21 protein-coding genes, 1 tRNA gene and 1 pseudogene are annotated in these 21,005 nt (G+C 70.4%); 16 read left to right on the forward strand and 7 right to left on the reverse strand.

Going from position 1 to position 21,005, the window contains the following annotated elements:
* The first annotated feature begins 80 nt into the window (after positions 1-80).
* Both BQ6202_RS15255 and BQ6202_RS04900 read left to right on the forward strand, forming a co-directional pair.
* Positions 81-521, forward strand: a complete 441-nt coding sequence (locus tag BQ6202_RS15255) for a DUF5956 family protein (RefSeq protein ID WP_072313366.1) — start codon at positions 81-83, stop codon at positions 519-521.
* A gap of 6 nt (positions 522-527) precedes the next feature.
* Positions 528-842: pseudogene (locus tag BQ6202_RS04900) on the forward strand (integrase core domain-containing protein); the annotation flags it as partial.
* Here the strand turns inward: BQ6202_RS04900 and BQ6202_RS04905 are convergent.
* Positions 839-1,693: a VOC family protein gene (locus tag BQ6202_RS04905; protein ID WP_072313924.1), complete on the reverse strand. Its 855-nt coding sequence runs from the start codon at positions 1,691-1,693 to the stop codon at positions 839-841. The pseudogene BQ6202_RS04900 and the gene BQ6202_RS04905 overlap by 4 nt on opposite strands.
* Before the next feature lie 125 nt (positions 1,694-1,818).
* Here BQ6202_RS04905 and BQ6202_RS04910 point away from each other — a divergent pair, with 125 nt between their 5' ends.
* On the forward strand, positions 1,819-2,409 hold the full coding sequence (locus BQ6202_RS04910) for a cyclodeaminase/cyclohydrolase family protein (RefSeq protein WP_072313367.1): 591 nt from the start codon (positions 1,819-1,821) through the stop codon (positions 2,407-2,409).
* A 22-nt stretch (positions 2,410-2,431) separates the two neighbouring features.
* On the opposite strand, the gene BQ6202_RS04915 is transcribed toward BQ6202_RS04910, so the two are convergent.
* Positions 2,432-2,905 carry an Lrp/AsnC family transcriptional regulator gene (locus BQ6202_RS04915; RefSeq protein ID WP_072313368.1) on the reverse strand — a complete coding sequence of 158 codons (474 nt, stop codon included), beginning with the start codon at positions 2,903-2,905 and terminating at the stop codon, positions 2,432-2,434.
* Between the two features lie 174 nt (positions 2,906-3,079).
* On the opposite strand from BQ6202_RS04915, the gene BQ6202_RS04920 reads away from it, so the two are divergent.
* From BQ6202_RS04920 to BQ6202_RS04955, 8 genes are all read left to right on the forward strand, one after another.
* Positions 3,080-4,198 (forward strand): thiamine pyrophosphate-dependent dehydrogenase E1 component subunit alpha, encoded by a 1,119-nt coding sequence (locus BQ6202_RS04920; protein ID WP_143143642.1) that lies wholly within the window; start codon positions 3,080-3,082, stop codon positions 4,196-4,198.
* Complete coding sequence (locus tag BQ6202_RS04925; protein ID WP_072313370.1) at positions 4,195-5,277, forward strand: alpha-ketoacid dehydrogenase subunit beta; 1,083 nt, start codon at positions 4,195-4,197, stop codon at positions 5,275-5,277. Before BQ6202_RS04920 ends, BQ6202_RS04925 begins: the two co-directional genes overlap by 4 nt.
* Entirely contained in the window at positions 5,274-6,626 is a 1,353-nt protein-coding gene (locus tag BQ6202_RS04930) for a dihydrolipoamide acetyltransferase family protein (RefSeq protein WP_072313371.1), read from the forward strand. The genes BQ6202_RS04925 and BQ6202_RS04930 overlap by 4 nt, the downstream gene beginning before the upstream one ends.
* Before the next feature lie 35 nt (positions 6,627-6,661).
* The gene (locus tag BQ6202_RS04935) at positions 6,662-8,371 is read left to right on the forward strand and encodes a carboxyl transferase domain-containing protein (protein WP_072313372.1); all 1,710 of its coding nucleotides are present in this window, start codon (positions 6,662-6,664) and stop codon (positions 8,369-8,371) included.
* Positions 8,371-10,323 (forward strand): acetyl/propionyl/methylcrotonyl-CoA carboxylase subunit alpha, encoded by a 1,953-nt coding sequence (locus tag BQ6202_RS04940; protein ID WP_072313373.1) that lies wholly within the window; start codon positions 8,371-8,373, stop codon positions 10,321-10,323. Before BQ6202_RS04935 ends, BQ6202_RS04940 begins: the two co-directional genes overlap by 1 nt.
* The gene (locus tag BQ6202_RS04945; protein WP_072313374.1) at positions 10,320-10,853 is read left to right on the forward strand and encodes a MaoC family dehydratase; all 534 of its coding nucleotides are present in this window, start codon (positions 10,320-10,322) and stop codon (positions 10,851-10,853) included. Before BQ6202_RS04940 ends, BQ6202_RS04945 begins: the two co-directional genes overlap by 4 nt.
* Positions 10,850-11,707 (forward strand): HpcH/HpaI aldolase/citrate lyase family protein, encoded by an 858-nt coding sequence (locus BQ6202_RS04950; RefSeq protein ID WP_234946123.1) that lies wholly within the window; start codon positions 10,850-10,852, stop codon positions 11,705-11,707. Before BQ6202_RS04945 ends, BQ6202_RS04950 begins: the two co-directional genes overlap by 4 nt.
* A gap of 167 nt (positions 11,708-11,874) precedes the next feature.
* Positions 11,875-13,110 (forward strand): YibE/F family protein, encoded by a 1,236-nt coding sequence (locus tag BQ6202_RS04955; RefSeq protein WP_234946124.1) that lies wholly within the window; start codon positions 11,875-11,877, stop codon positions 13,108-13,110.
* Positions 13,111-13,126: 16 nt separating this feature from the next.
* Here BQ6202_RS04955 and BQ6202_RS04960 read toward each other — a convergent pair whose 3' ends face one another.
* On the reverse strand, positions 13,127-13,837 hold the full coding sequence (locus tag BQ6202_RS04960; RefSeq protein WP_072313375.1) for a potassium channel family protein: 711 nt from the start codon (positions 13,835-13,837) through the stop codon (positions 13,127-13,129).
* Positions 13,830-15,194, reverse strand: a complete 1,365-nt coding sequence (locus tag BQ6202_RS04965; RefSeq protein WP_234946125.1) for a TrkH family potassium uptake protein — start codon at positions 15,192-15,194, stop codon at positions 13,830-13,832. Before BQ6202_RS04965 ends, BQ6202_RS04960 begins: the two co-directional genes overlap by 8 nt.
* A 114-nt stretch (positions 15,195-15,308) precedes the next feature.
* Between BQ6202_RS04965 and BQ6202_RS04970 the strand changes: the two genes are divergently transcribed.
* The 5 genes from BQ6202_RS04970 to BQ6202_RS04990 all read left to right on the forward strand — a co-directional run bounded on the left by BQ6202_RS04970 (position 15,309) and on the right by BQ6202_RS04990 (position 17,933).
* Positions 15,309-15,384: transfer RNA gene (locus tag BQ6202_RS04970), tRNA-Ala, on the forward strand.
* 190 nt (positions 15,385-15,574) lie between these two features.
* Positions 15,575-15,811, forward strand: coding sequence for a helix-turn-helix transcriptional regulator (locus tag BQ6202_RS04975; RefSeq protein ID WP_072313376.1), 237 nt, complete (start codon positions 15,575-15,577; stop codon positions 15,809-15,811).
* A complete protein-coding gene (locus BQ6202_RS04980; RefSeq protein ID WP_072313377.1) occupies positions 15,804-17,057 on the forward strand; it encodes a tyrosine-type recombinase/integrase in 1,254 nt (417 codons plus the stop codon). The genes BQ6202_RS04975 and BQ6202_RS04980 overlap by 8 nt, the downstream gene beginning before the upstream one ends.
* Positions 17,032-17,379 (forward strand): hypothetical protein, encoded by a 348-nt coding sequence (locus BQ6202_RS04985; protein ID WP_072313378.1) that lies wholly within the window; start codon positions 17,032-17,034, stop codon positions 17,377-17,379. Before BQ6202_RS04980 ends, BQ6202_RS04985 begins: the two co-directional genes overlap by 26 nt.
* A 320-nt stretch (positions 17,380-17,699) precedes the next feature.
* Positions 17,700-17,933 (forward strand): helix-turn-helix transcriptional regulator, encoded by a 234-nt coding sequence (locus BQ6202_RS04990; RefSeq protein ID WP_159433613.1) that lies wholly within the window; start codon positions 17,700-17,702, stop codon positions 17,931-17,933.
* A gap of 105 nt (positions 17,934-18,038) precedes the next feature.
* Here the strand turns inward: BQ6202_RS04990 and BQ6202_RS04995 are convergent, their stop codons facing one another.
* The 3 genes from BQ6202_RS04995 to BQ6202_RS14720 all read right to left on the reverse strand — a co-directional run bounded on the left by BQ6202_RS04995 (position 18,039) and on the right by BQ6202_RS14720 (position 20,807).
* Complete coding sequence (locus BQ6202_RS04995) at positions 18,039-19,625, reverse strand: SIR2 family protein (protein WP_143143643.1); 1,587 nt, start codon at positions 19,623-19,625, stop codon at positions 18,039-18,041.
* Complete coding sequence (locus tag BQ6202_RS05000) at positions 19,622-20,332, reverse strand: DCL family protein (protein WP_072313381.1); 711 nt, start codon at positions 20,330-20,332, stop codon at positions 19,622-19,624. Before BQ6202_RS05000 ends, BQ6202_RS04995 begins: the two co-directional genes overlap by 4 nt.
* Positions 20,333-20,519: 187 nt before the next feature.
* Positions 20,520-20,807, reverse strand: coding sequence for a hypothetical protein (locus BQ6202_RS14720; protein WP_143143644.1), 288 nt, complete (start codon positions 20,805-20,807; stop codon positions 20,520-20,522).
* Positions 20,808-21,005: the final 198 nt, after the last annotated feature.

Here is a 21,005-nt window from a genome sequence, read left to right on the forward strand (position 1 = left end):
CGGTCTCCCCGCGTGCTCGCCATCTACGGCCAACAGTTCGACTGCCGTGGCGCCGGCTGCTTCTTTGAGTGAGGAGACGAGTGACGACCCCTCTGACTACGTGGTCGTGGAGCGACTTCAGCCCGCAGGGCATCGGCTCATCAGACTCAATACGGCTCCCGCGACATGGCTGGTTCGCGCTCGTCGCCTTTCTCGCCGGGCCGGCGTCAGTGCACAGCGCCAGAGAAGAGCGGGAGCCTCTCAGGTGGTCCAGCGACGCCGGAACCTGCGGCAGGCGGCCTCTGCTCCCGGAAGAAGTCGAAGAGATTGAGCGGGAGCTGAGCGCGTATCTCGCTATCGCAGACGTCGCCCCGCCGCCGCGGGATGTCGAGTGGCGACTCTCGCTGCCGCACGATCTCACCGAGGAGCGATTCTGGAATCGCGTCTACGCAACATTCGACCCCGTCGAGTTCGATCGTCCGGGCCGCGGCCCGCATGTCGCCGCACGCTTGCGCGCGGAGTTGTCACAACTCCTGAACTAGACGATCGGCCTCGCGGTGACGGCGGTGATGACCGACAACGGCGCCTGCTACCGATCTCACGCCTTCCGCGACGCGCTCGGCGAAGGCGTCGAGCACTGCCGGACGCGGCCCTACCGGTCGCAGGCCAACGGCAAGGTGGAGCGCTTCAACCGCATCCTCGAAGAGGAATGGACCGACGCCCACACCTACCGCTCAGACGCGGAACGCGCGGCCGCCTACCCGGCCTGGCTGCATCACGACGACGACCATCGACCCCACACCGGCATCGGCGGCCTCACACCCATGCAACGGCTGCACAACGTCACGGGGAAGAACGGCTAGGCGGCGGATGGGGTCAGCGTGATGGCGTTCGCCCACGGGTCCTCGAAGCGCAGGCTGCGGCCGTCGTCGGCGACCGCGACGCCGCGGGCTGTGAGCCGCTCGCGCGCCGCGCCCAGCGCATCCGCCCCGTGGTCGTCGAGCGCGGGGATCGCGATCTCGACGCGGCCGAGCCCGAGGGTGTCGGCTCGCCGGCCGGCGCCGCGCGAGTTCCAGACATTCATCGCCATGTGGTGGTGGTAGCCGCCGGCGCTGACGAACAGCGCCGAGTCGCCGAAGGACGCCGTCTCGGCGAAGCCGAGCGCGTCGACGTAGAAGGCGCGCGCGGTCGCCACGTCACCGACCTGCAGGTGCACGTGGCCGACCTTGGCGCCGACGGGCGCGCCGCTCGAGACGCCGAGCGCGTCGCGGTCGAGGTGCTGCTGCACGAAGCGGTTCGGGTCGATGAACTCGGTGGTCATGTGCACGCTGCCGCCCTGCCACAGCCACTGGTCGCGGGGGCGGTCGACGTAGAGCTCGACGCCGTTGCCGTCGGGGTCGGCGAAGTAGAACGCCTCAGAGACGTGGTGGTCGCCGGTGCCGGCGAAGCGGATGCCCGGCTGCTGCGACATGCGCACGACGGCCGCCGCCAGGGCGGCGTGCGTCGGGTAGAGGATCGCGGTGTGGAACAGGCCCGCATCCGCCGGGTTCGGCCCGCGCAGCTCCGGGGCCTCCTCGAGCACGAGGATGGTGCGGCCGCCGGCGCCGAGCTCGATCGTGCCCGGGCGCTCGGCGACGACCTCGAGGCCGGCGCCCACGCGGTACCAGCGCTCGAGCTGCGACAGCGATGCCGTGCGCAGCATCACCGGGCCCATGTCGGTCGCGTCGGGCAGCAGGTCGATCGGGTCCACGGTGTCCTCCAGGGTGCTCACTCGGTGCAACGCCGATGCGTCGGCGGCATTCCGGGGCCGGGCGCGCGTGCGCGTCCTAGGCTCGAGGCATGAGCGAGCGCGAGCACGAGAGCCTCTGGACGCTGCGCGCCGACGCGCTGCTGGAGCGCACCGCATCCGATGCGCCGACTCCCGGCAACGGCTCGATCGCGGCGGTGTGCGGGGCCTTCGGCATCGGCCTGGTGCTCATGGGGCTCGCCGTCACTGGTGACGCCCCGGCGCGACTGCGCGAGCGCGGCGAGGCACTGCTCGCGCGCGCGACGGCGGCGGCGGATCGCGACGTGGCGGCGTTCTCGGCGCTGCTCGAGGCGCGCGGGCTGCGCGCGGAGGAGGAGGGGGAGCGCCGAGCGCGCGACGCCGCGGTCGCCGACGCGACGCGCTCGGCCATCGAGGGGCCGCTCGAGCTGGCCTCGGTGCTGCGCGAGGCGCTCGAGCTGGCTGCTGAGGCGCAGCCGCACGTGGGGCGCGAGCTCGTGAGCGACGTGCTCGCGGGCGCCGACCTGATCGCCGGTGCGGGGCGCGCCGCCCTGCGCGCGGCAGCGCTGAACCTCGATGCGCTCGATGCGCTCGGGCGAGACGCCGATGCCGCAGCGCTGCGCGGTCGCTTCGACGCGCTCCGGGCTGCGCTGCCCGAGCGCTGAGCGGCTCGCCCGAGCCGGCTCCTCAGCGACGACCGAGGTCGCGCTCGAGCACCGGCGCCAGCCGGAAGGGGATGAGCTCGCCCATCGAGAGCCACGTCTCCGTGCGCTCGACGCCGTCGCACGCGAGCACGAGCTTGTTGACGCGATAGAGGTCCTCGGCGTCGCGGCACACCACGCGCACGAGCACGTCGGCCTGGCCCGAGAGCCCGAACGCCTGCACGACCTCCGGGATCTCGCGCAGCTGCTCGACGACCGAGTCGATGCGCGGCTGGTCGACGTGCGTGGCCATGAACACCGTGAGCGGGTAGCCGAGCGCCGCGGCGTGGAACCTGCGGTCGAAGCCCTGCAGCGCATCCGACGCCTCGAGCGCCGCGACGCGGCTCTGCACCGTGTTGCGCGCGAGTCCCAGCTGCTCGGCGATCGCGGCGTTCGTGATCCGCGGATGCTTCGTCAGCTCGAGCAGGATCTTGCGGTCTGTGTCATCGACGGTGCGCATGCTGCGCAATCTAGCGCAGGTCGCGCATCGGCTGGATGCGCGTGCTGCGCAGCGACCGTGTCGCTGATTGCGCGAGGTGCATTCCGGCACTAGCGTGAGACGACGATCGCGAGGCGACCAGCCGCGTCGATCCGACAGGTGCCCACGAGGTGCTTCGAACAAGGAGGTTCGATCGTGTCGATCACTGTTCCCGCCCCCGACCCCGCGCTCGCAGTCGGCCTGGACCACCCGCTGACCGTGCTCGACCTCGACGGCACCCGGGTGCCGAACGAGCTGCTCGATGCGCACCTGACCGACATCGACGAGTCGGCCCTCACGAACCTCTACGTCGACATGGTGCGCGTGCGCCGCCTCGACACCGAGGCCTTCGCCCTCACCCGCCAGGGCCAGCTGGTCCTGTGGCCGCCGCTCCTCGGCCAGGAGGCCGCGCAGGTCGGCCCCGCCCGCGCGCTCGGCGCGCAGGACTGGGTATTCGGCTCCTACCGCGAGCACGGCTTCGCGCTGCTGCGCGGTGCCGACATGGCCGAGTTCGCCCGCATCTGGAAGGCCTACGCGCACAGCGGCTGGGATCCCCACGAGATCCGGATGGCACCCTCGCAGATCATCATCGGCGCGCAGTCGCTGCACGGCGTCGGCTACGCGATGGCCGCCAAGATGGATGGCGCCGACGAGGTCGCGCTCACCGCCTTCGGCGACGGCGCCACGAGCGAGGGCGACGTCAACGAGGCCCTCGTCTGGGCCTCGACCTTCCAGGCGCCGGTCGTCTTCCTCTGCCAGAACAACCAGTACGCGATCTCGGAGCCCGTCGCCCTGCAGTCGGGCGTGCCGCTCGCGCTTCGCCCGACCGGCTTCGGCATCCCCTCGATGCGCGTCGACGGCAACGACGTGCTCGCGATGCACGCCGCTGCACGCCTCGCCTTCGACCGCGCCCGCAGCGGCGGCGGCCCCACCTTCATCGAGGCCGTCACCTATCGTCGCGGCCCGCACACCACGACCGACGACCCGAAGCGCTACCGCGACGAGGCCGAGGTCGAGGAGTGGATCGCGAAGGACCCGATCGACCGCGTCGAGCGGGCACTGGAGCGCATGGGCGCCAACATGGAGGCCGTGCGCGCCGAGGCGAAGATCCGCGCCGACCAGCTCGCCAAGGAGTTCCGCGCCGCCGCCGAGCACGCGGTGCCGCCGCGCGCCGAGGAGATCTTCGACAACGTCTACGCGCAGCCGTCGCAGCGCCTCGAGCGCCAGCGCCTCGAGCACCGCGCGTTCGCGAGCAGCATCGAGGGGCAGGCATGAGCTCGACCATCACCGACCAGGCACCGCAGGGCACGACGACCGAGACGCTGACGCTCGCGAAGGCCGTCAACGGCGCCCTCGCCGACGCGCTCGAGCGCGACGACCGCGTCCTCCTCATGGGTGAGGACATCGGCAAGCTGGGCGGCGTCTTCCGCGTCACCGACGGCCTGCAGGATCGCTTCGGCCCGCAGCGCGTGATCGACGCGCCGCTCGCCGAGTCGGCCATCATCGGCACGGCGATCGGCATGAGCTATCGCGGGTTCCGCGTGGTCGCCGAGATCCAGTTCGACGGCTTCATCTACCCCGCCTTCGACCAGATCGTCGCGCAGGTCGCCAAGCTGCGCTACCGCTCCGGTGGCCGCGTGCCGATGCCCCTGACGATCCGCGTGCCCTTCGGCGGCGCGATCGGCTCGGTCGAGCACCACTCCGAGTCGCCCGAGTCCTACTTCGCGCACACCGCCGGCCTGCGCGTCGTGACCGCGTCGACGCCGCAGGAGGCGTACTCGACGCTCAGCGCCGCGATCCAGAGCGACGACCCCGTGCTCTTCTTCGAGCCGAAGGGCAAGTACTACACGAAGGGCGAGGTCGACCGCTCGATCGTGCGCGACCTCGAGACGGCGAACATCGTGGCGAGCGGCCGCGACGTGACGATCGCCGCGTACGGCCCGACCGTCGACACGGCCCTCCGCGCGGCCATCGCCGCCGCCGACGAGGGCATCGAGATCGAGGTCATCGACCTCCGCTCGATCTCGCCGCTCGACGTCGACACGGTCGTCGAGTCGGTGCGCCGCACGGGCCGCCTGATCGTCACGCACGAGGCGCCCGCGGAGTCATCGGTCTCGAGCGAGCTCGTCGCCTCCGTCGCGGAGCGCGCGTTCCAGCACCTGGAGGCGGCGCCCGAGCGCGTCACCGGCTACGACACCCCCTACCCGCCGTCTGCCGTCGAGCACGACTACCTGCCGAGCATCGACCGCCTGCTCGACGCGGTCGACCGCACCCTCGGGCGCCGCAACTCGCGCACCGACCTCGACTACTCGAGCCTCGCATCCGCCACCGACGCCGTGGGAGGCGCACGATGAAGACCTTCCTGCTGCCAGACCTCGGCGAGGGCCTCGAGGACAGCGAGATCGTCGCCTGGCGCGTCGCCGAGGGCGACGTCGTCGAGCTCAACCAGCCGCTCGCCGACATCGAGACGGCGAAGGCCGTGGTCGAGCTGCCGAGCCCCTACGAGGGCCGCATCGCCAAGCTGCACGCCGGCGAGGGCCAGACGGTCGACGTGGGCGCGCCGCTGATCGACTTCGACCTGGGCGACGGCGGTCCAGACGCGACCCCGGATGCGTCCGCACCGGCCGAGCAGGTGCCGGATGCGCCGGGCCCGGTCGGTGACGAGCCCGACGTGGTGAGCGCCCCGGCCTCCGCACCCGCCACGAACGTCGCCGCAGCGGCTGAGGCCGCGAACGGCCAGGCGGAGGCAGCGGCCGCCGACGCCAAGCCCGAGAAGGTCTCGGTGCTCGTGGGGCACATCACCGTGCACGGCGGCAAGCCCACCCGCACGCGCCGCACGTGGGATGTCGAGCCGTTCCAGCGCGCCGAGCAGCGCGGCCCGAACCGCGCGATGCCGCCGGTGCGCAAGCTCGCGAAGGAGCGCGGCATCGACCTGCAGTCGGTGCGACCGAGCGGCGCCGGTGGCCTCGTCACGCGCGCCGACGTCGAGGCCGCTGGCACCGCATCCGCTGCCCCGGCCGCCGCGGCCGCACCCGCCTCGACGCGCGAGAAGGTGACGGGGCTGCGCAAGCACACCGCCGCGGCCATGACGCAGTCGGCGCTGACCGTGCCGCACGCGGCGACCTTCCACCAGGTCGACGTGACCGAGACGCTCGCGCTCGCCAGGAGCGGCGAGGCCTCGTTCCTCGCGCTCGCCAGCCGCGCGATCCTGCTCGCGGCGAAGCGCTGGCCCGACGTCACCTCGGCCTTCCACGCCGACACGAACGAGCTCGAGCGCTTCGCGCACGTCAACCTCGGCATCGCCGTGTCGACCGAGCGCGGCCTCGTCGTCGCCTCGGTCGATCAGGCAGAGTCGATGGATGCCTTGGAGCTCACCGCGCAGATCAAGGACCGCGCCGTGCGTGCCCGGGAGGGCAAGCTCTCGATGGCGGAGCTCACCTCGTCGAACATCACGATCTCGAACGTGGGCGTCTTCGGCGTCGACGGCGGCATCCCCATCCTGAACCCGGGGGAGTCTGCGATCATCGCGCTCGGCGCGATCAGGAAGCTGCCGTGGAACCACGGCGGCGAGATCGCCCTGCGCGACGTCTGCACCGTGACCGTGTCGTTCGACCACCGCGTGCTCGACGGCCGGGAGGCGGCGGGCTTCCTCGCCGACATCGCCGCCGTGCTCGAGCGCCCGAGCCTCGCGCTCGCGCGCTGAGCGCTCGACGACCATGAACGTGGCACGGTAGGGGCATGCAGCAGCTGACGACCAGCGTCGATCCGTCCTCCGAGGCGGCACGGGGCAACCGCGCCGCGATGGAGGCGCTCGTGGGCGAGCTGCGGGAGCGGCTCGGCGTCGTGGCGCTCGGCGGCCCCCGGCAGAGCCGCGAGCGGCACGTCGCGCGCGGCAAGCTGCTCGCGCGCGACCGCATCGACGCGCTGCTCGATGCGGGCAGCCCGTTCCTCGAGGTGGCGCCGCTCGCGGCGTGGGGCGTCTATGGCGCACCGGCCGAGGGTGAGGCGGGCGACGCGCCCTCCGCCGGCGTCGTCGCGGGCATCGGCCTCGTGCACGGCAAGCTCGTGATGGTGATCGCGAACGACGCGACCGTCAAGGGCGGCACCTACTTCCCGCTGACGGTGAAGAAGCACCTGCGGGCGCAGCAGATCGCGCGCGAGAACCGGCTGCCCTGCATCGCGCTGGTCGACTCGGGCGGCGCCTTCCTGCCGATGCAGGACGAGGTCTTCCCCGACCGCGAGCACTTCGGCCGCATCTTCTACAACCAGGCGCAGCTCTCGGCGCTCGGCATCCCGCAGCTCGCGGCCGTGATGGGCTCGTCGACCGCCGGCGGCGCCTACGTGCCGGCGATGAGCGACGAGACGGTCATCGTGCGCGACCAGGGCACGATCTTCCTCGGGGGCCCGCCGCTCGTGAAGGCCGCGACCGGCGAGGTCATCGACGCCGAGTCGCTCGGCGGCGGCGTGCTGCACGCCGAGGTCTCCGGGGTCGTCGACCACCTCGCCGACGACGACGCGCACGCGCTCGAGATCGTGCGCGACATGGTGGCATCGCTGCCGCACGAGGATCGCGCGCTGCCGGGAGCGCGCCCGGGAGGCGCGCGCTCGACAGGCTGGGCTGACCAAGCGCGCAGCTTCGGCTGGACCGCTTACGTTCCGCTGCCGCAGGACGACCAGCGTGCGCCCGCGGTCGACCCCTCGACCCTCTACGACGCCATCCCGCCCGACCTGCAGACGCCCTACGACGCGCACGAGATCATCGCCCGCATCGTCGACCGCAGCGAGTTCCACGAGTTCAAGGCCGGCTACGGCGACACGCTCGTGACGGGCTTCGCCGAGCTGCACGGCCACACCGTCGGCATCATCGCCAACAACGGCGTGCTGTTCTCCGAGTCGGCCATGAAGGGCGCGCACTTCATCGAGCTGTGCGACCAGCGCGGCGTGCCGCTCGTCTTCCTCCAGAACATCACCGGCTTCATGGTGGGCTCGGAGGCCGAGCACGGCGGCATCGCCAAGCACGGCGCGAAGATGGTCACCGCCGTCGCCACGACGCGCGTGCCGAAGCTCACGGTGGTCGTCGGCGGCTCGTTCGGCGCCGGCACCTACTCGATGTGCGGCCGCGCCTACGACCCCCGGTTCCTGTGGCTCTGGCCCAACGCACGCGTCTCCGTCATGGGCGGGCCCCAGGCCGCATCCGTGCTCTCGACCGTGAAGCGCGAGCAGATCGAGGGCGCCGGCGGCGAGTGGTCGGCGGATGCGCAGGACGAGTTCGAGCGCCCGGTGCGCGAGCAGTACGAGCGCCAGGGCAACCCCTACTACGCCTCAGCCAGGCTGTGGGACGACGGCGTCATCGACCCCGCCGACACCCGCCGCGTGCTCGGCATGGCGCTCGACGTCGTGACCGCCGTGCCGCTGCCAGAGCCGCGCTTCGGCGTCTTCAGGATGTGATGGGCGTGCCCGAGATGTTCACGAAGGTCATGGTCGCCAACCGCGGCGAGATCGCGATCCGCATCGCGCGCACGCTGCGCGAGCAGGGGATCGCCTCGGTCGCCGTGCGCGCCGAGGACGACCCCTCGCCACACCCCGCGCACTTCGACGAGGTCGTCTCGCTCGGCTCGGGGGCGCTGCGCGAGACGTACCTGTCGATCGAGAAGGTGATCGAGGCCGCCCGATCGACGGGTGCGCAGGCGATCCACCCCGGCTACGGCTTCCTGTCGGAGAACGCTGCCTTCGCGCACGCGTGCGCCGATGCCGGCATCGTCTTCATCGGGCCGCCCGCCTCGGCGATCGAGACGATGGGCGACAAGATCTCGGCCCGCCACGCCGTCGAGTCGCGCGGCGTCTCGACCGTGCCGGGCATCGCCGAGCCCGGTCTCGACGACGCGGCCCTCATCGCGGGTGCCGAGCGCGTCGGCTTCCCGGTGCTCATCAAGCCGGCCGCAGGCGGCGGCGGCAAGGGCATGTACCGCGTCGACGAGGCCAGCGAGCTGCCGCACGCGCTCGCCGCCGCGCGCCGCGAGGCAGCGGCGTCGTTCGGCGATGACACGCTCTTCATCGAGCGCTTTGTCTTGAACCCGCGCCACATCGAGGTGCAGGTGCTCGCCGACGCGCGCGGCGGCGTCATCCACCTCGGCGAGCGCGAGTGCTCCCTGCAGCGCCGACACCAGAAGGTCATCGAGGAGGCGCCGAGCGCGCTCCTGACCGAGGCGCAGCGCGCGTCGATCGGTGCTGCGGCCGTGGAGACGGCGCGCTCGGTGGGCTACGTCGGCGCCGGCACCGTGGAGTTCATCGTCGCGGGCGACCGCCCCGATGAGCCCTTCTTCATGGAGATGAACACGCGCCTGCAGGTCGAGCACCCGGTGACCGAGATGGTCACGGGCGTCGATCTGGTCGAGCAGCAGCTGCGGATCGCGGCGGGCCATCCGCTCGCCATCGCGCAGGAGGACGTGACGCTCACCGGCCACGCCATCGAGGCGCGCATCTATGCCGAGGATCCCGCCGCGGGCTTCCTGCCCACCGGCGGCACGGTGCTCCAGGTCGACTGGGCCTACCCCGTCACCCCGGGCGTCGAGGTGCGCATCGACGCGGGCGTCGAGCACGGCACCGAGGTCGGCTCGAGCTACGACCCGATGATCGCCAAGCTCATCGTGCACGCGCCGACGCGCGAGGCGGCGATCGATGGCCTGCGCGAGGCGCTCGGCGAGTCGTCGATCCTCGGCGTCACGACGAACCGCGGCTTCCTGCGCGCGCTGCTCGACGAGCCGAGCGTGCGGGCCGGCGAGCTCGACACGGGCTTCATCGACCGCGAGGGTGCGCGCATCGCCGCCTCCCGCGTGCCGAGCGAGGTGCTCGCCGCGGTCGCGGTCGGCGAGGTGCAGCTCGGGCCGCAGCGCTTCGGTGCCTGGCGGGCGGACGGCTGGCGAATCGGCGGCGCGGTGGGTCGTCGCACGCGGCTGCGCGATGGCGACGGCGTCGCCTCCGTGCAGGTGCTGGGCGATCGCACGAGCGTCGAGCGGGCCGACGGCACCGTCGACGAGCTGCGCACGCCCGCCGAGCCCTGGCTCACGCCGGCTCCGGAGGGCACCTGGGTGCGCACTCGCGATGGCGACTTCCTGGTCGAGGCGCCCCCGCGCATCCGCCGTGGTCGTGGCGCGGCCGAGCCGACGCTGGCCTCGCCCATGCCGGGCACCGTCGTCGCCGTACACGTGGCGGATGGGGACGCCGTCGCGGCGGGGCAGTCGGTGATCAGCGTCGAGGCCATGAAGATGGAGCACGTGCTGCGCGCCCCCGTCGCCGGCATCGTGCACCTGGCTGCCGTCAGCGGCGAGCAGGTCAGGCGCGGGCAGGAGCTCGCGACCGTCACGCCCGAGCCCGGGGAACCGCAGCAGGAGCAGCCATGAGCGACAGCACCACCGACCGCACGTCAGCGTCGGGCGCCACCGAGCGCCGCATCACGCAGCGCGGCCGCTACTTCGACGAGCTCGAGGAGGGCGTGGTCTACGAGCACCGCCCAGGCCGCACCATGACCGAGACCGACAACGTGCTGTTCACGACGCTGACGATGAACCCGCAGCCGCTGCACCTCGACCGGGCCTACGCCGAGTCGACCGAGTTCGGCGAGCCGCTCATGAACTCGATGCACACGCTCGCGACCATGGTCGGGCTGTCGGTCGGGCAGCTGACGCTGAACACGATCGTCGCGAACCTCGGCTTCAGCGAGGTGAGCTTCCCCGCTCCGGTGCGGCACGGCGACACGATCTACTGCGAGACGCGCGTGACCGGCAAGCGCGCCTCGAGGTCGCGCCCCGGGCAGGGCATCGCGACCTTCGAGCACCTGGCGCGCAACCAGCACGGCGAGGTCGTCGCGAAGGCGGTGCGCTCGGTGCTCATGCAGGTCTCGCCCGAGGCCGGCGGCGAGGCGAGCGCATGAGCGCCGGCATGGAGGCCCTCGGCATGGGCCCCGCACTGCTGTTCTGCCCGGGAGACAGGCCTGACCGGTTCCAGAAGGCGGCAGAGCGGGCGGATGCGGTGATCCTCGACCTCGAGGACGCCGTCGGTGAGAGCACCAAGGGCGCCGCCCGCGTGGCGGTGCGCACCGCCGACCTCGACCCGGAGCGCACGATCGTGCGCGTGCAGGACGCATCCGCTGCCGGCTTCGAGGACGACCTGGCGGCCGTCGCCGAGTCGCCGTTCCGCACCGTGATGCTCGCGAAGGCCGAGTCGACCGAGCAGATCGACCGCGTCGTCGCGGGCGTGCCCGGCGCGCGAGTCGTCGCGCTCGTCGAGACGGCGCGTGGCGTGCTCGCCGTCGAGTCGCTCGTGGCGCACGAGGCGGTCGTGGGCGTCATGTGGGGCGCGGAGGATCTCGTCGCCTCGCTCGGCGGCACCTCGAGCCGCGACGACGCAGGCGCCTACCGCGATGTCGCCGTGCACGCGCGCAGCCGCGTGCTGCTCGCAGCCGGTGCGCACGGCGTGACGGCGATCGACGCGATCCGCACCGACATCGCCGACCTCGACGGCGCCCACGCCGAGGCGCTCGACGCCGCCGCGAGCGGCTTCGGCGCCAAGGCCGCGATCCACCCGAGCCACGTCGAGCCCTACCGCCGCGCCTTCGCGCCGACGGCCGCGCAGCTCGACGAGGCGCAGCGCATCCTCGCCGCCGCGGCTGCGACGCCGGGCGTCTTCTCGTTCGAGGGGCGGATGGTCGACGAGCCGATCCTGCGGCACGCGCGCAGCGTCGTGGCGCGGGCCGGCGGCGTCGGCGGCGGCGCGACCGACCGCTGAGCCTGCCCAGCGCGCCTTCGCCCGGTTGATAGCCTGGCGCTGACGAGCCTGGGAGAGGTGCAGTGGGACGACACCGGTCTGGCCCTGATCCGGCGCAGCACCTCCGGCGAGCCAGCGGCGGTGCGTCGCGCTGGTCGCCGAACGCGGACGACGAGCTCGGCTCGGGAGTGATCGCGCGGCCCGCGGTGCGCGAGCGCCAGGAGTCGCGCCGCCTCGGCGGTGGCGGTGGGCATGCGCACGCGCACGGCGGCTCGCACGGGGGCGACTCGCTCGTGCTCGGCGTGCGCCCGCGCCTCATGCTGTGGCTCGCGCTCGTGCCGCTGCTGCTCACCACGCTCGTCGGCCTCTTCATGCTCTGGCCGAGCGCCGATGCGCTGCCCGACCGCGTGCCCTACTTCGGTGAGGGCGTCAGCTCGACGCACGCCACGGCATCCGCCGTGCCCGACCCCGAGACCTCGCTCGTGGAGGCCCGGCTCGACGACGGCACGGCGATCCAGGTCGTGGTGCCGCCGGAGGCGCTGGCCGAGGTGGGGGAGGGCGACCGGCTGCGCGTCTTCGACGTGCCGGAGGCCGCGGGCTACGGCAGCAGCTTCATCTTCATCGACTTCGCGCGCGAGATCCCGCTGGCGCTGCTGGCGCTCGTCTTCGTCGCGGTCGTCGTGCTCGTGGCGCGCTGGCGGGGCCTCGCCGCGATCGCCGGGCTCGCGGGCGCCTTCGTCGCGATCGTCGGCTTCACGCTGCCCGCGCTGCTCGCGGGGCAGCCGGCCCTGCCGGTCGCGCTCGTGACCGCATCCGTCGTGATGTGCATCGTGCTCTACGTCGCGCACGGCTTCAGCACCCGCACCACGACCGCGCTGCTCGGCACGCTCATCGGGCTGCTGCTCACCGGGGCGATCGCCTGGGCGGCGACCGCGAGCACGCGCATCCTCGGCACGAGCTCCGAGGAGTCGATGGTCCTCTTCCAGCAGGTGGGGCTCGACCTGTCGGATGTCTTCATCTGCGGGCTCGTGCTGGCCGGCATGGGCGTGCTCAACGACGTCACGATCACGCAGGCCTCTGCGGTGTGGGAGCTGCGCGCCGCAGCGCCGGGCGCCAGCCGCCGCGACCTCTTCGGCCGGGCCATGCGCATCGGCCGCGACCACATCGCCTCCACGGTCTACACGATCGCCTTCGCCTACGTCGGCGCCGCCCTGCCCATGCTGCTGGTGCTGACGATGATGGAGGCGCCCTTCGACGTGCTGGCGACGACGGGCGAGGTCGTGGAGGAGATCGTGCGCACGCTGGTCGGCTCGATCGGCCTCGTGCTCGCGATCCCGGTGACGACCGCGATCGCCGCGCTCATCGTGCCGGGGCCGAGCGACGAGCGGGTCGCAGCCACCGAGACGGCGGCTGCGACCGCCTGAGCGCGCCGCCGCGTGCTCAGCGCGCCGCGCGCTGCTTCGCCATCGCAGCCGCGAAGGCCTCGACCTTGCCGGTCGGGCCGTGCACGAGCACGGTGTCGCCCGGCTCGAAGCGCGTCTCGGGGTTCGCGAGCACCCAGGTGCCGTCTCGCTTGACGGCGCCGATGCCGACGCCATGCTGCAGCTGCAGCCGCAGCTCGCGCAGCGGCACCGCCTCGAGGCTCGCTGGCATCTGCAGGCGCGCGGTGACGTAGCCCGGTTCGATCTCGGTGAAGTCCTCGAGCGCGCCCCGCACCATGTGGGCGACGCGGCGGCCCATGTCGGCTTCCGGCCGCACCACGTGCGTCACGCCCAGCTGCTCGAGGATCAGCGCGTGCCGCTCGTCGCCCGCCTTCGCCCACACCTGCGCGACGCCCACGCGCAGCAGCTGGCTCGTGACCAGGATGCTCGCGGTCACGTCGCTCGAGATCGCGACGACGACGCGATCGAAGTCGGCGAGCCCCAGCTGCCCGATGAGCTCTGGCCGCGTCGCGTCGCCCGCCACGACGGCCGTGAGCCGCCCGTTCAGGTCGTGCACGACATCCGCGTCGCTGTCGATGCCGAGCACCTCGGTGCCGTGCTCGGCGAGCTCGAGCGCGAGCGCGGTGCCGAAGCGACCGAGGCCGATCACGGCGATGGATGCGGGCGAGCCGACCGCGGTCGGATCGAAGAGCGAGCGGAGCCTAGCCAATGACGGGCCTTTCCTTGGGCAGCTCGTACGCGAGCCTGCGGGGACGGAGGGCGAGGGCGGTGGCCACCGTGATGGGGCCGACCCTGCCGAGGAACATGAGGAGCACGAGGATCAGCTGGCTCGGGGTGCCGACGGATGCGGTGATGCCGGTCGAGAGGCCGACGGTGGCGAACGCCGACACGGATTCGAACAGCACGCGGTCGAGGTCGAGGCCGCTGAGCGCTGTGATCGCGATCGTCGCGAGGAAGACGAGGCCGACGGAGAGCAGCACGACGGTGATCGCCTCGCGGTGCACGGCTCGCGAGAGTCGCTTGCCGAAGAGCGTGACGGCCTGGTCGCCGCGCACCTCCGCGATCACGATGGCCGCGAGCACGCCGAAGGTCGTGATCTTGATGCCGCCCGCCGTGCCTGCCGGGCCTCCGCCGATCAGCATCAGCACATCCATCACCAGCAGCGTCTCGGGCTGGAACTGCCCGATGTCGAGCGCGTTGAAGCCGGCGGTGCGGGTCTGGACGGAGTGGAAGAAGGCCTCGAGGATGCGCGTGCCGGGGGAGAGGGGGCCGAGGGTGCCGGGCTCCTCCCACTCGAACAGCGCGATGGCGAGCGTGCCGACGAGCAGCAGGGTCGCCGTGCCGGTGAGCACGATCCAGGTGTGCATCGAGAAGCGGCGGGGCGTGCGCCCGTGCCGCAGGATCTGGATGATGACGGGGAAGCCGAGCCCGCCGACGATCGTCGCGGCCGCGAGCGGCAGCAGGATGAGCGGGTCGTCGACGAAGCCCATGAGGTTGTCGCTGAAGAGCGCGAAGCCGGCGTTGTTGTAGCTGGAGACGGCGTGGAAGACGCCGAGCCACAGCGCGTGCAGGGGATCCTCGCCGCGGCCGAGCCAGAAGCGCAGCCAGAGCACGAGCGCCACGGTGCCCTCGACGACGAGCGCGATGGTGAGGATGCTGACCACGACGCGGCGCACGCTGCCGGGCCCGTCCGTGTGGGCCTCCTGCGCGGCCGCAATGCGGGAGCCGAGCGAGAGGCGTCGCACGACGAAGATGCCGACGAGGCTCGCGAACACCATGACGCCGAGCCCGCCGAGCTGGATGAGCAGCAGGATGACAACCTGGCCGAAGGGCGTCCAGTAGAGCGCGGTGTCGACCACGGTGAGGCCTGTCACGCACGCGGCGGAGACGGCGGTGAACAGCGCCTCGATCCAGGTCGCCGCGCCGTCGCCGGTGCGCGAGATCGGCAGCATCAGCAGGCCCCAGCCGATGAGGTTCAGCGCGACGAACCCGGCGAAGATGCGCCGAGCGGGATGCTGTCGTTGCCAGAGATGGATGAGCCCCCGAGGGGAGCGGCGCGTGTGCACGAGCGCTGAGCATACGCCTGTCGAGAGCGGGTGGTGCACAGCCTCGATGTGACAGACAGCGCGTGGATCATGTACTGTGGTGGGGTTGCCCGGGGAAGCCCGGAAGTAGCGATTGGGTCTGTGGCGCAGCTGGTAGCGCACCTGCATGGCATGCAGGGGGTCGGGAGTTCGAGTCTCCCCAGATCCACCAACAACCCCCGTCTGACCGGGGGTTTTTCCCTGAGAGCACCTGCTCGGGTGCCGTCCTGAAGTCAGGATTCACGGCAGGTTTGGTGTGGTTCCGCGCTGATGTCCCGGTACGTCCCGGCCACGCCCTTCCAGTACCGGTAGCTCCTCGACTTCGCCGGAGTGGCCCGCCGAGCGCCGTCTATGCGGTTAGCGTGACCAGCGCCCCATCCGTTCCCACCGGAGTCCTCCTCGTGCCGATCGACCTGCTCCAGCTCTCGCCGGGCGTCCTCCTACGCGAACGCGACGTGGCCGCTGCCCTCCACATCAGCGTCAAGACGCTGCAACACCACCGGCAGCGCGGCACCGGCCCCCGCTTCGTCCGGTTGGGCAGGCACGTGCGGTACTACGCCGGCGACGTGGTCACGTGGATCGAGGCGAACCGTGCCTAGGCCACGACTCGAGCCGGGCACCTGGGGCGTCATCAGCATCACAACGCTGCCGGGCGGTCGCTACCAAGCGCGCGGGCACTTTCGTGAGCTTGACGGCCGCGACCGCCGGCCGAGCGCGATCGGGGATACGCCGGAAGCTGCAGAGGCGGCGTTGCGCGCTCGGACGGCGTTCCTCACGCGGGAGGACGCCTATGTCTCCGACCACTCCACCGTCGACGAGCTGGCGCTCTGGTGGCTCGACCGCAAGCGCTCACTCGGCCCCCTGGCTGCCGGCACGCTCGAGAACTACACCACCGACGCTAAGCACGTCGTCGAGCACTTCGGCCAGCTGCGGCTGAGCGAATTGACAAGTGCCCGGTGCGAGACCATCATCCGGACGCTCGCGAAGCGCGACGCGCCGCTGGCCCGACGAGTGCACAAAACCCTGAAGGCGATGCTCGCCGATGCCGTCCGGATCGACGCGCGCAAGACGAATCCGCTAGCAGCGTTCGCGGCTCCTAGGCTCCCGAAGCCGGAGATTTACACGCTGGCCCCGGAACAAGCAGCGATCCTGAGCGGGGCGTACCGCGAATGGCTCAGCAAGCGCGACAAGCCCGGTCCCATACCCGACCCACGAGTCGCGGACATGCTCGACGCGCTGCTCGCCGTGGGGCTCCGGATCGGAGAGCTGCTCGCAGTGCGCCACTGCGACCTGCGCCTCGACGACGCCACGCCAACGCTCCGCCTCACGGCGACGCTGACGGACGGCAAGAAGGGCGAGCCGGTCTGGCAGCCGCACCCGAAAGCCGCTCGCCAGCAGCGCACCATCGTGCTGCCGGCGCTCGCCGTGACAGCCCTGCGACCGTACGTCGACGGCAGTGCGAGTCGCTCTCCCGTCTTCCCGAACCGACGCGGCGGGTGGACTCGGCCGGGCAACGTGCGTCGTATCCTCCGCAACTTCCGTGATGAGTGGAGCGAGCCCCTAGAGCGAGCCGGCATCCGGCATGGTCAGGTGACTGCGCACCTGCTCCGGCGCACGCTGGCCACCCTCATCGCGAACGAGGCGGGGATCTACCGGGCGACGGAACAGCTGGGTCACGCTTCCGTTCTCACGACCGAGCGGCACTACGTCACGCCCGCGCCTGTGGTTGGGGAAGCGTCTGCGGCGCTCATCGACTCGCTATTCGCCGTCGACCCGGCTCTGACCTCAGGCGACGGCGACCAAGAGGTCAAGGATGAAGATGGCGCGGCGCTTGAGCACGGTTGAGCCGACGATCGACGAGATCGTGCGCTTCCTCAGCGACGGACTCGGGCGGCCGCTGCTGGCGCTCACCGTTGGCGTGCGTCGTCGCACGCTAGCGAGCTGGCTCAGGAAGAGTTTCAGTCCCTCGCCTCGCTCGCAGGTGCGGCTCATCGGCGCCTTCACCGTCTGGAACATCGTGGCTGAGGTAGAAGCGCCAGAAACCGTTCGCGCGTGGTTCATGGGCATGAAGGACGCGCTTGACGACTACTCGCCGGCCGAAGTCATCGCGGAAGGGCGGATCGAAGAAGTTGCAGCGGTGGCGCGCGCCTACGTGCAGCGAAGCTGACAGGCGTCCTCGATAAGACGCTCCCTCCTGCGCCATGTGCTCGGGTATCGCCTGCAACAGCCGCCGGTGGCGCCGGTGTGCTGCACCGCGGCGGGAACGCGTCTCGCGGCTCCCTGTTCATCACCCGTCGGCGACCGTGGTCGTCCCACCGCCTGTCGGCTGCCATAGATCGGGCCGTACGGACTTCGAAATGGCGGCACACCGATGAGCCGCCGCTACGCTCGCTCAGGGTTGGGCGAGACCGGGCGTTGGAGTCAGAGCAGTTGCGGCCGGACTGCTCTCGTATGTCTTGTCCGCTCGCTCCCGCAGATGTACTTCGCATGGCAACCACATCCACCAAAGTCCATGTTCCCGCCGTGGACCTCTTCGCGATCTCTCCTGGCACCCTGGTTGATCCAGAGTTCCTCAGCGCGGTGCTCGGTATCTCCTTGAAGACGCTCCGCAACTGGCGCGACGCCGAACGGGGCCCGCGGGCGATGCGCTACGCCCGTGTGGTCAAGTACAAGGTTGGCGACGTCACACGCTGGCTGGAGAACCAGGAAAACGAGGACTGACGCGCTGTCAGCCTCGGGAGGCTCGACAGGGGATGCCCTAGCGCCCCGTACAGTCGAAGCAACGATCGCCATTCAACTCGCGCGAGCCAACGGTTTGAGCTGCGGCTACGGGAGTTTGTTCACGACGTAGTCATAGAAACACACGCACTTGATCCAGCCGGTCATGTCGGTCAGCCTTCCCGCGTCGAGAAGCCCGACGTGCTCGAGCAAGAAAACCCTTAGCGATTGCGGATCGATCTCTCCGGGCTCGAGGAACGGAATGACAAGCAATGCGTCGCTCAGGGAGGCGCCGGCAATCAAGGCGTCGAGGTCTGGGTACTGAGCGAGTAGGCGTTGCGCACGCTTGTGGAAGTACCCGGTCTCGGAGCCTCGCAGCGGGGTGAGTCCCACTCGAACTCGCGCCCGGATGCCCTTGCTGACTCGCGCACCCTCCACCAAGGCACCTTCCTCGTCGAGCAAGCCAGCCCCTCGGAGGTACAGGTGGATCGGGGCGTGGGTGCGGGCGTTCACAAAAGTGGGCAGTACCTCCTCCACGATCGTCGCGTACTGCTCGGGATCGAGCTGCGGCTCGAGCACGTCGAGGAGCAGGTCGCGACGTGCGAGCCCCGTGAGCCCCTTTTCTTTTAGGCGGCTTGAGATGCCCACACCAATGACGACATCCACCTGGCTGAGCTCGGTATCCGACTCGATATCTGACACCACCACCGTGCCGGACGGTTCGCTGGTGCGCACCAGCTCATAGATCTGATCCACGAGGTGTCGAAGAATCCGCGCGGGGAAGCGACGCTTTAGTAGGCCGAGAACCTCGAAGACCTCGAGGAAGTCCGGTGCGGTCACAAGATGTATCGGGATACTCACGCGATCGAGCGCGAAGGTGGAGGGTGCGATCCGTGGCTTGTCTACCGATGGGTCCCAACTGACAAAGATCAACCGATCCTCGAGCTGGTGGAGGTTCTCGTTGGTCAGGATCGCCGCGATGCTCGTGACGATGTCGCGCACGTTGTCGTCTGTCAAGGAGTAGCCGATGAAGATGACGGGGTGCTCGACGAAGATAGTGAGCAACTTGGCGGCAAGGTATGGGTTGCGCTCCCGGAAGAGAGTGAAGTCCTGCGCAGTAATGACAAGCGATTCCGGGTCTGCCACGCTGCCGTGGATCTTGTAGATCTCGGCGACACCACGAGGGTCCTTGAAGAGCAATCCGTCTTGCCCCACGTACGGGACGAAATCGGGAAACACGTACTCAAGGATCGTGTCGAAGTTGGTGGTGATGATGCCCTCGACGACGGCTGAGCGTAACGCTTCCAGTTCGTCGTTGAGGGTGCCCTCCTCCGGCAGAGCATCCACCGCCGACGAAAGTGACTGAGCTACTTCGATCTTGAGAGGCGATGCGCGTGTACGGGGCGACGGGTACCGCTGGCGACTCTCGGCGAACTCCTCGGCGCTCCACCACAAGTCGTGCAGTTCCTCCGCGATCATCGTCGCCACCGTGGGGAGGTCACCGTCGGCGCTGGAGAAGAACTGAGCGTACGGTTTCGATGTCTTCTGCGCGAGCACCGTGAGGAGCTCGGTCCAAGTCGGCGTTCCCGCGTAGCGCTTCGAGAAGCCGCTTCCGACGAACAGGAAGGGAGCGGTGGGGAAGCGGTTCAGGTGTGCGAATAGCTCGGCTGAGAACTCGGAACGGGGAGTGGTCACGGGGCCCACCCCGAAGCGACGCTTCTGGAGCGGCGGGCTGCCTCAGACGTGCTCGCGATACCGAGGCTCGCATGGCGGTCATGGAAGTCTAGCCATCTCGCCTCGAGAGCAGGATCGGTGAGGCCACTGCCGATCTGCACTCCTCCGCCGCCGGAGTCGACGTCGATCGCTCGCCAGCCGCCTTCTGTGACGGCGAAGGCGCTGCTTAACTCCGACCAGCTCGGTCGGAGGTAGATGACTTGCGCGTCGGCTCGCGAAAGCGGCACACCGGTCAAGTCGCTCACGGACGTAGATCTAGCCGCGAAGCGCGCGTCGCGGAAGGCCATCCGGCGGCTCTCCGCCGCTAGACGCAGCGCTTCCTTGACCCGCGACTCCTGCGACTCCTGGCGGATGGCCGTCCGGTAGCTGAAGTCGACCGTGGTTCCGTCGAGTCGGCGTATCCAGATCCCGACCGCGTCGCTCCTGACAGCCTGCCGGTCGCCGTCGCCTGTTCGGCCGACGAAGAAGCTGTCTACGCCGGCCCCCCGCTTCTCGGCAGCCTCGGGATGGCGATCGAGCACTTCCATGAGCATCCGATCATGCACAGGATCGGTGATGTCCTGGTACAAGGCGTACCCCGAGTCGTTCAGGATCGCCCTGAATGCAGCTTCGGCGGCCTTCTTCGACGGCCACGAGAAACTGTCGAGCACTACGGGCTGCGAAGCCATGGAACTCCTCGTCGATCGTCACGGAGATACTTCGCCGCAATCTACCGCGTGTCGTGCCGGCCCCTACGCCCTGCGGTTACACGAACGATCGTTTGTGATGCGGGAGTGGATGCCGGGCCCGCAAGCGTGTGGAAGTGGATTCTGGCGTCTCGATACCCTGCATCACAATCAACGTCTCAGAACGCGGCTAGGTCAACGGGTTCTGAGAGGGCGTGGTCTCGCTCGCGATCAGGGCGGCGCCGGCGGACCCGCGGCTGAGCGGCACTCCCGCCCGTCTTCTGTGCGGGACAACTTCCTCTCGACATGTCGCCTCGAGGACTGGCCGCATGCTGTCAAGCTCTGCCACCAGCGTCGTCAGCAGCGCGTCGCGGTCCTGAGCCAGCGAACGCTGCTCGATGCGCCGTGCGCGGACCACGAACGCTGACAGGTTCGCGTTGTGTCGAGTTCCGGCTTCTTGCAGAGTCTTCTCACCCATCGGTGGCATCTTCCCAAGTCCGACGGCCACACCGCTGGCGACGACACGGTCGCAGTCGCGGCCGCGGCGGTGCCCGGCGCACGTTCCCCCGATTAGAGTGCTGTGAGTGTCGGATTACATGAAGTAGGCACTCTCCGCCCCGAATTCGCTGCGGCGGCGACCAGTAGCGGGACGGTACCGCCGGTGACAACGGAGAGG

Origin of the sequence: Agrococcus sp. Marseille-P2731 (assembly GCF_900117395.1) — a bacterium.
GTDB lineage: Bacteria > Actinomycetota > Actinomycetes > Actinomycetales > Microbacteriaceae > Agrococcus.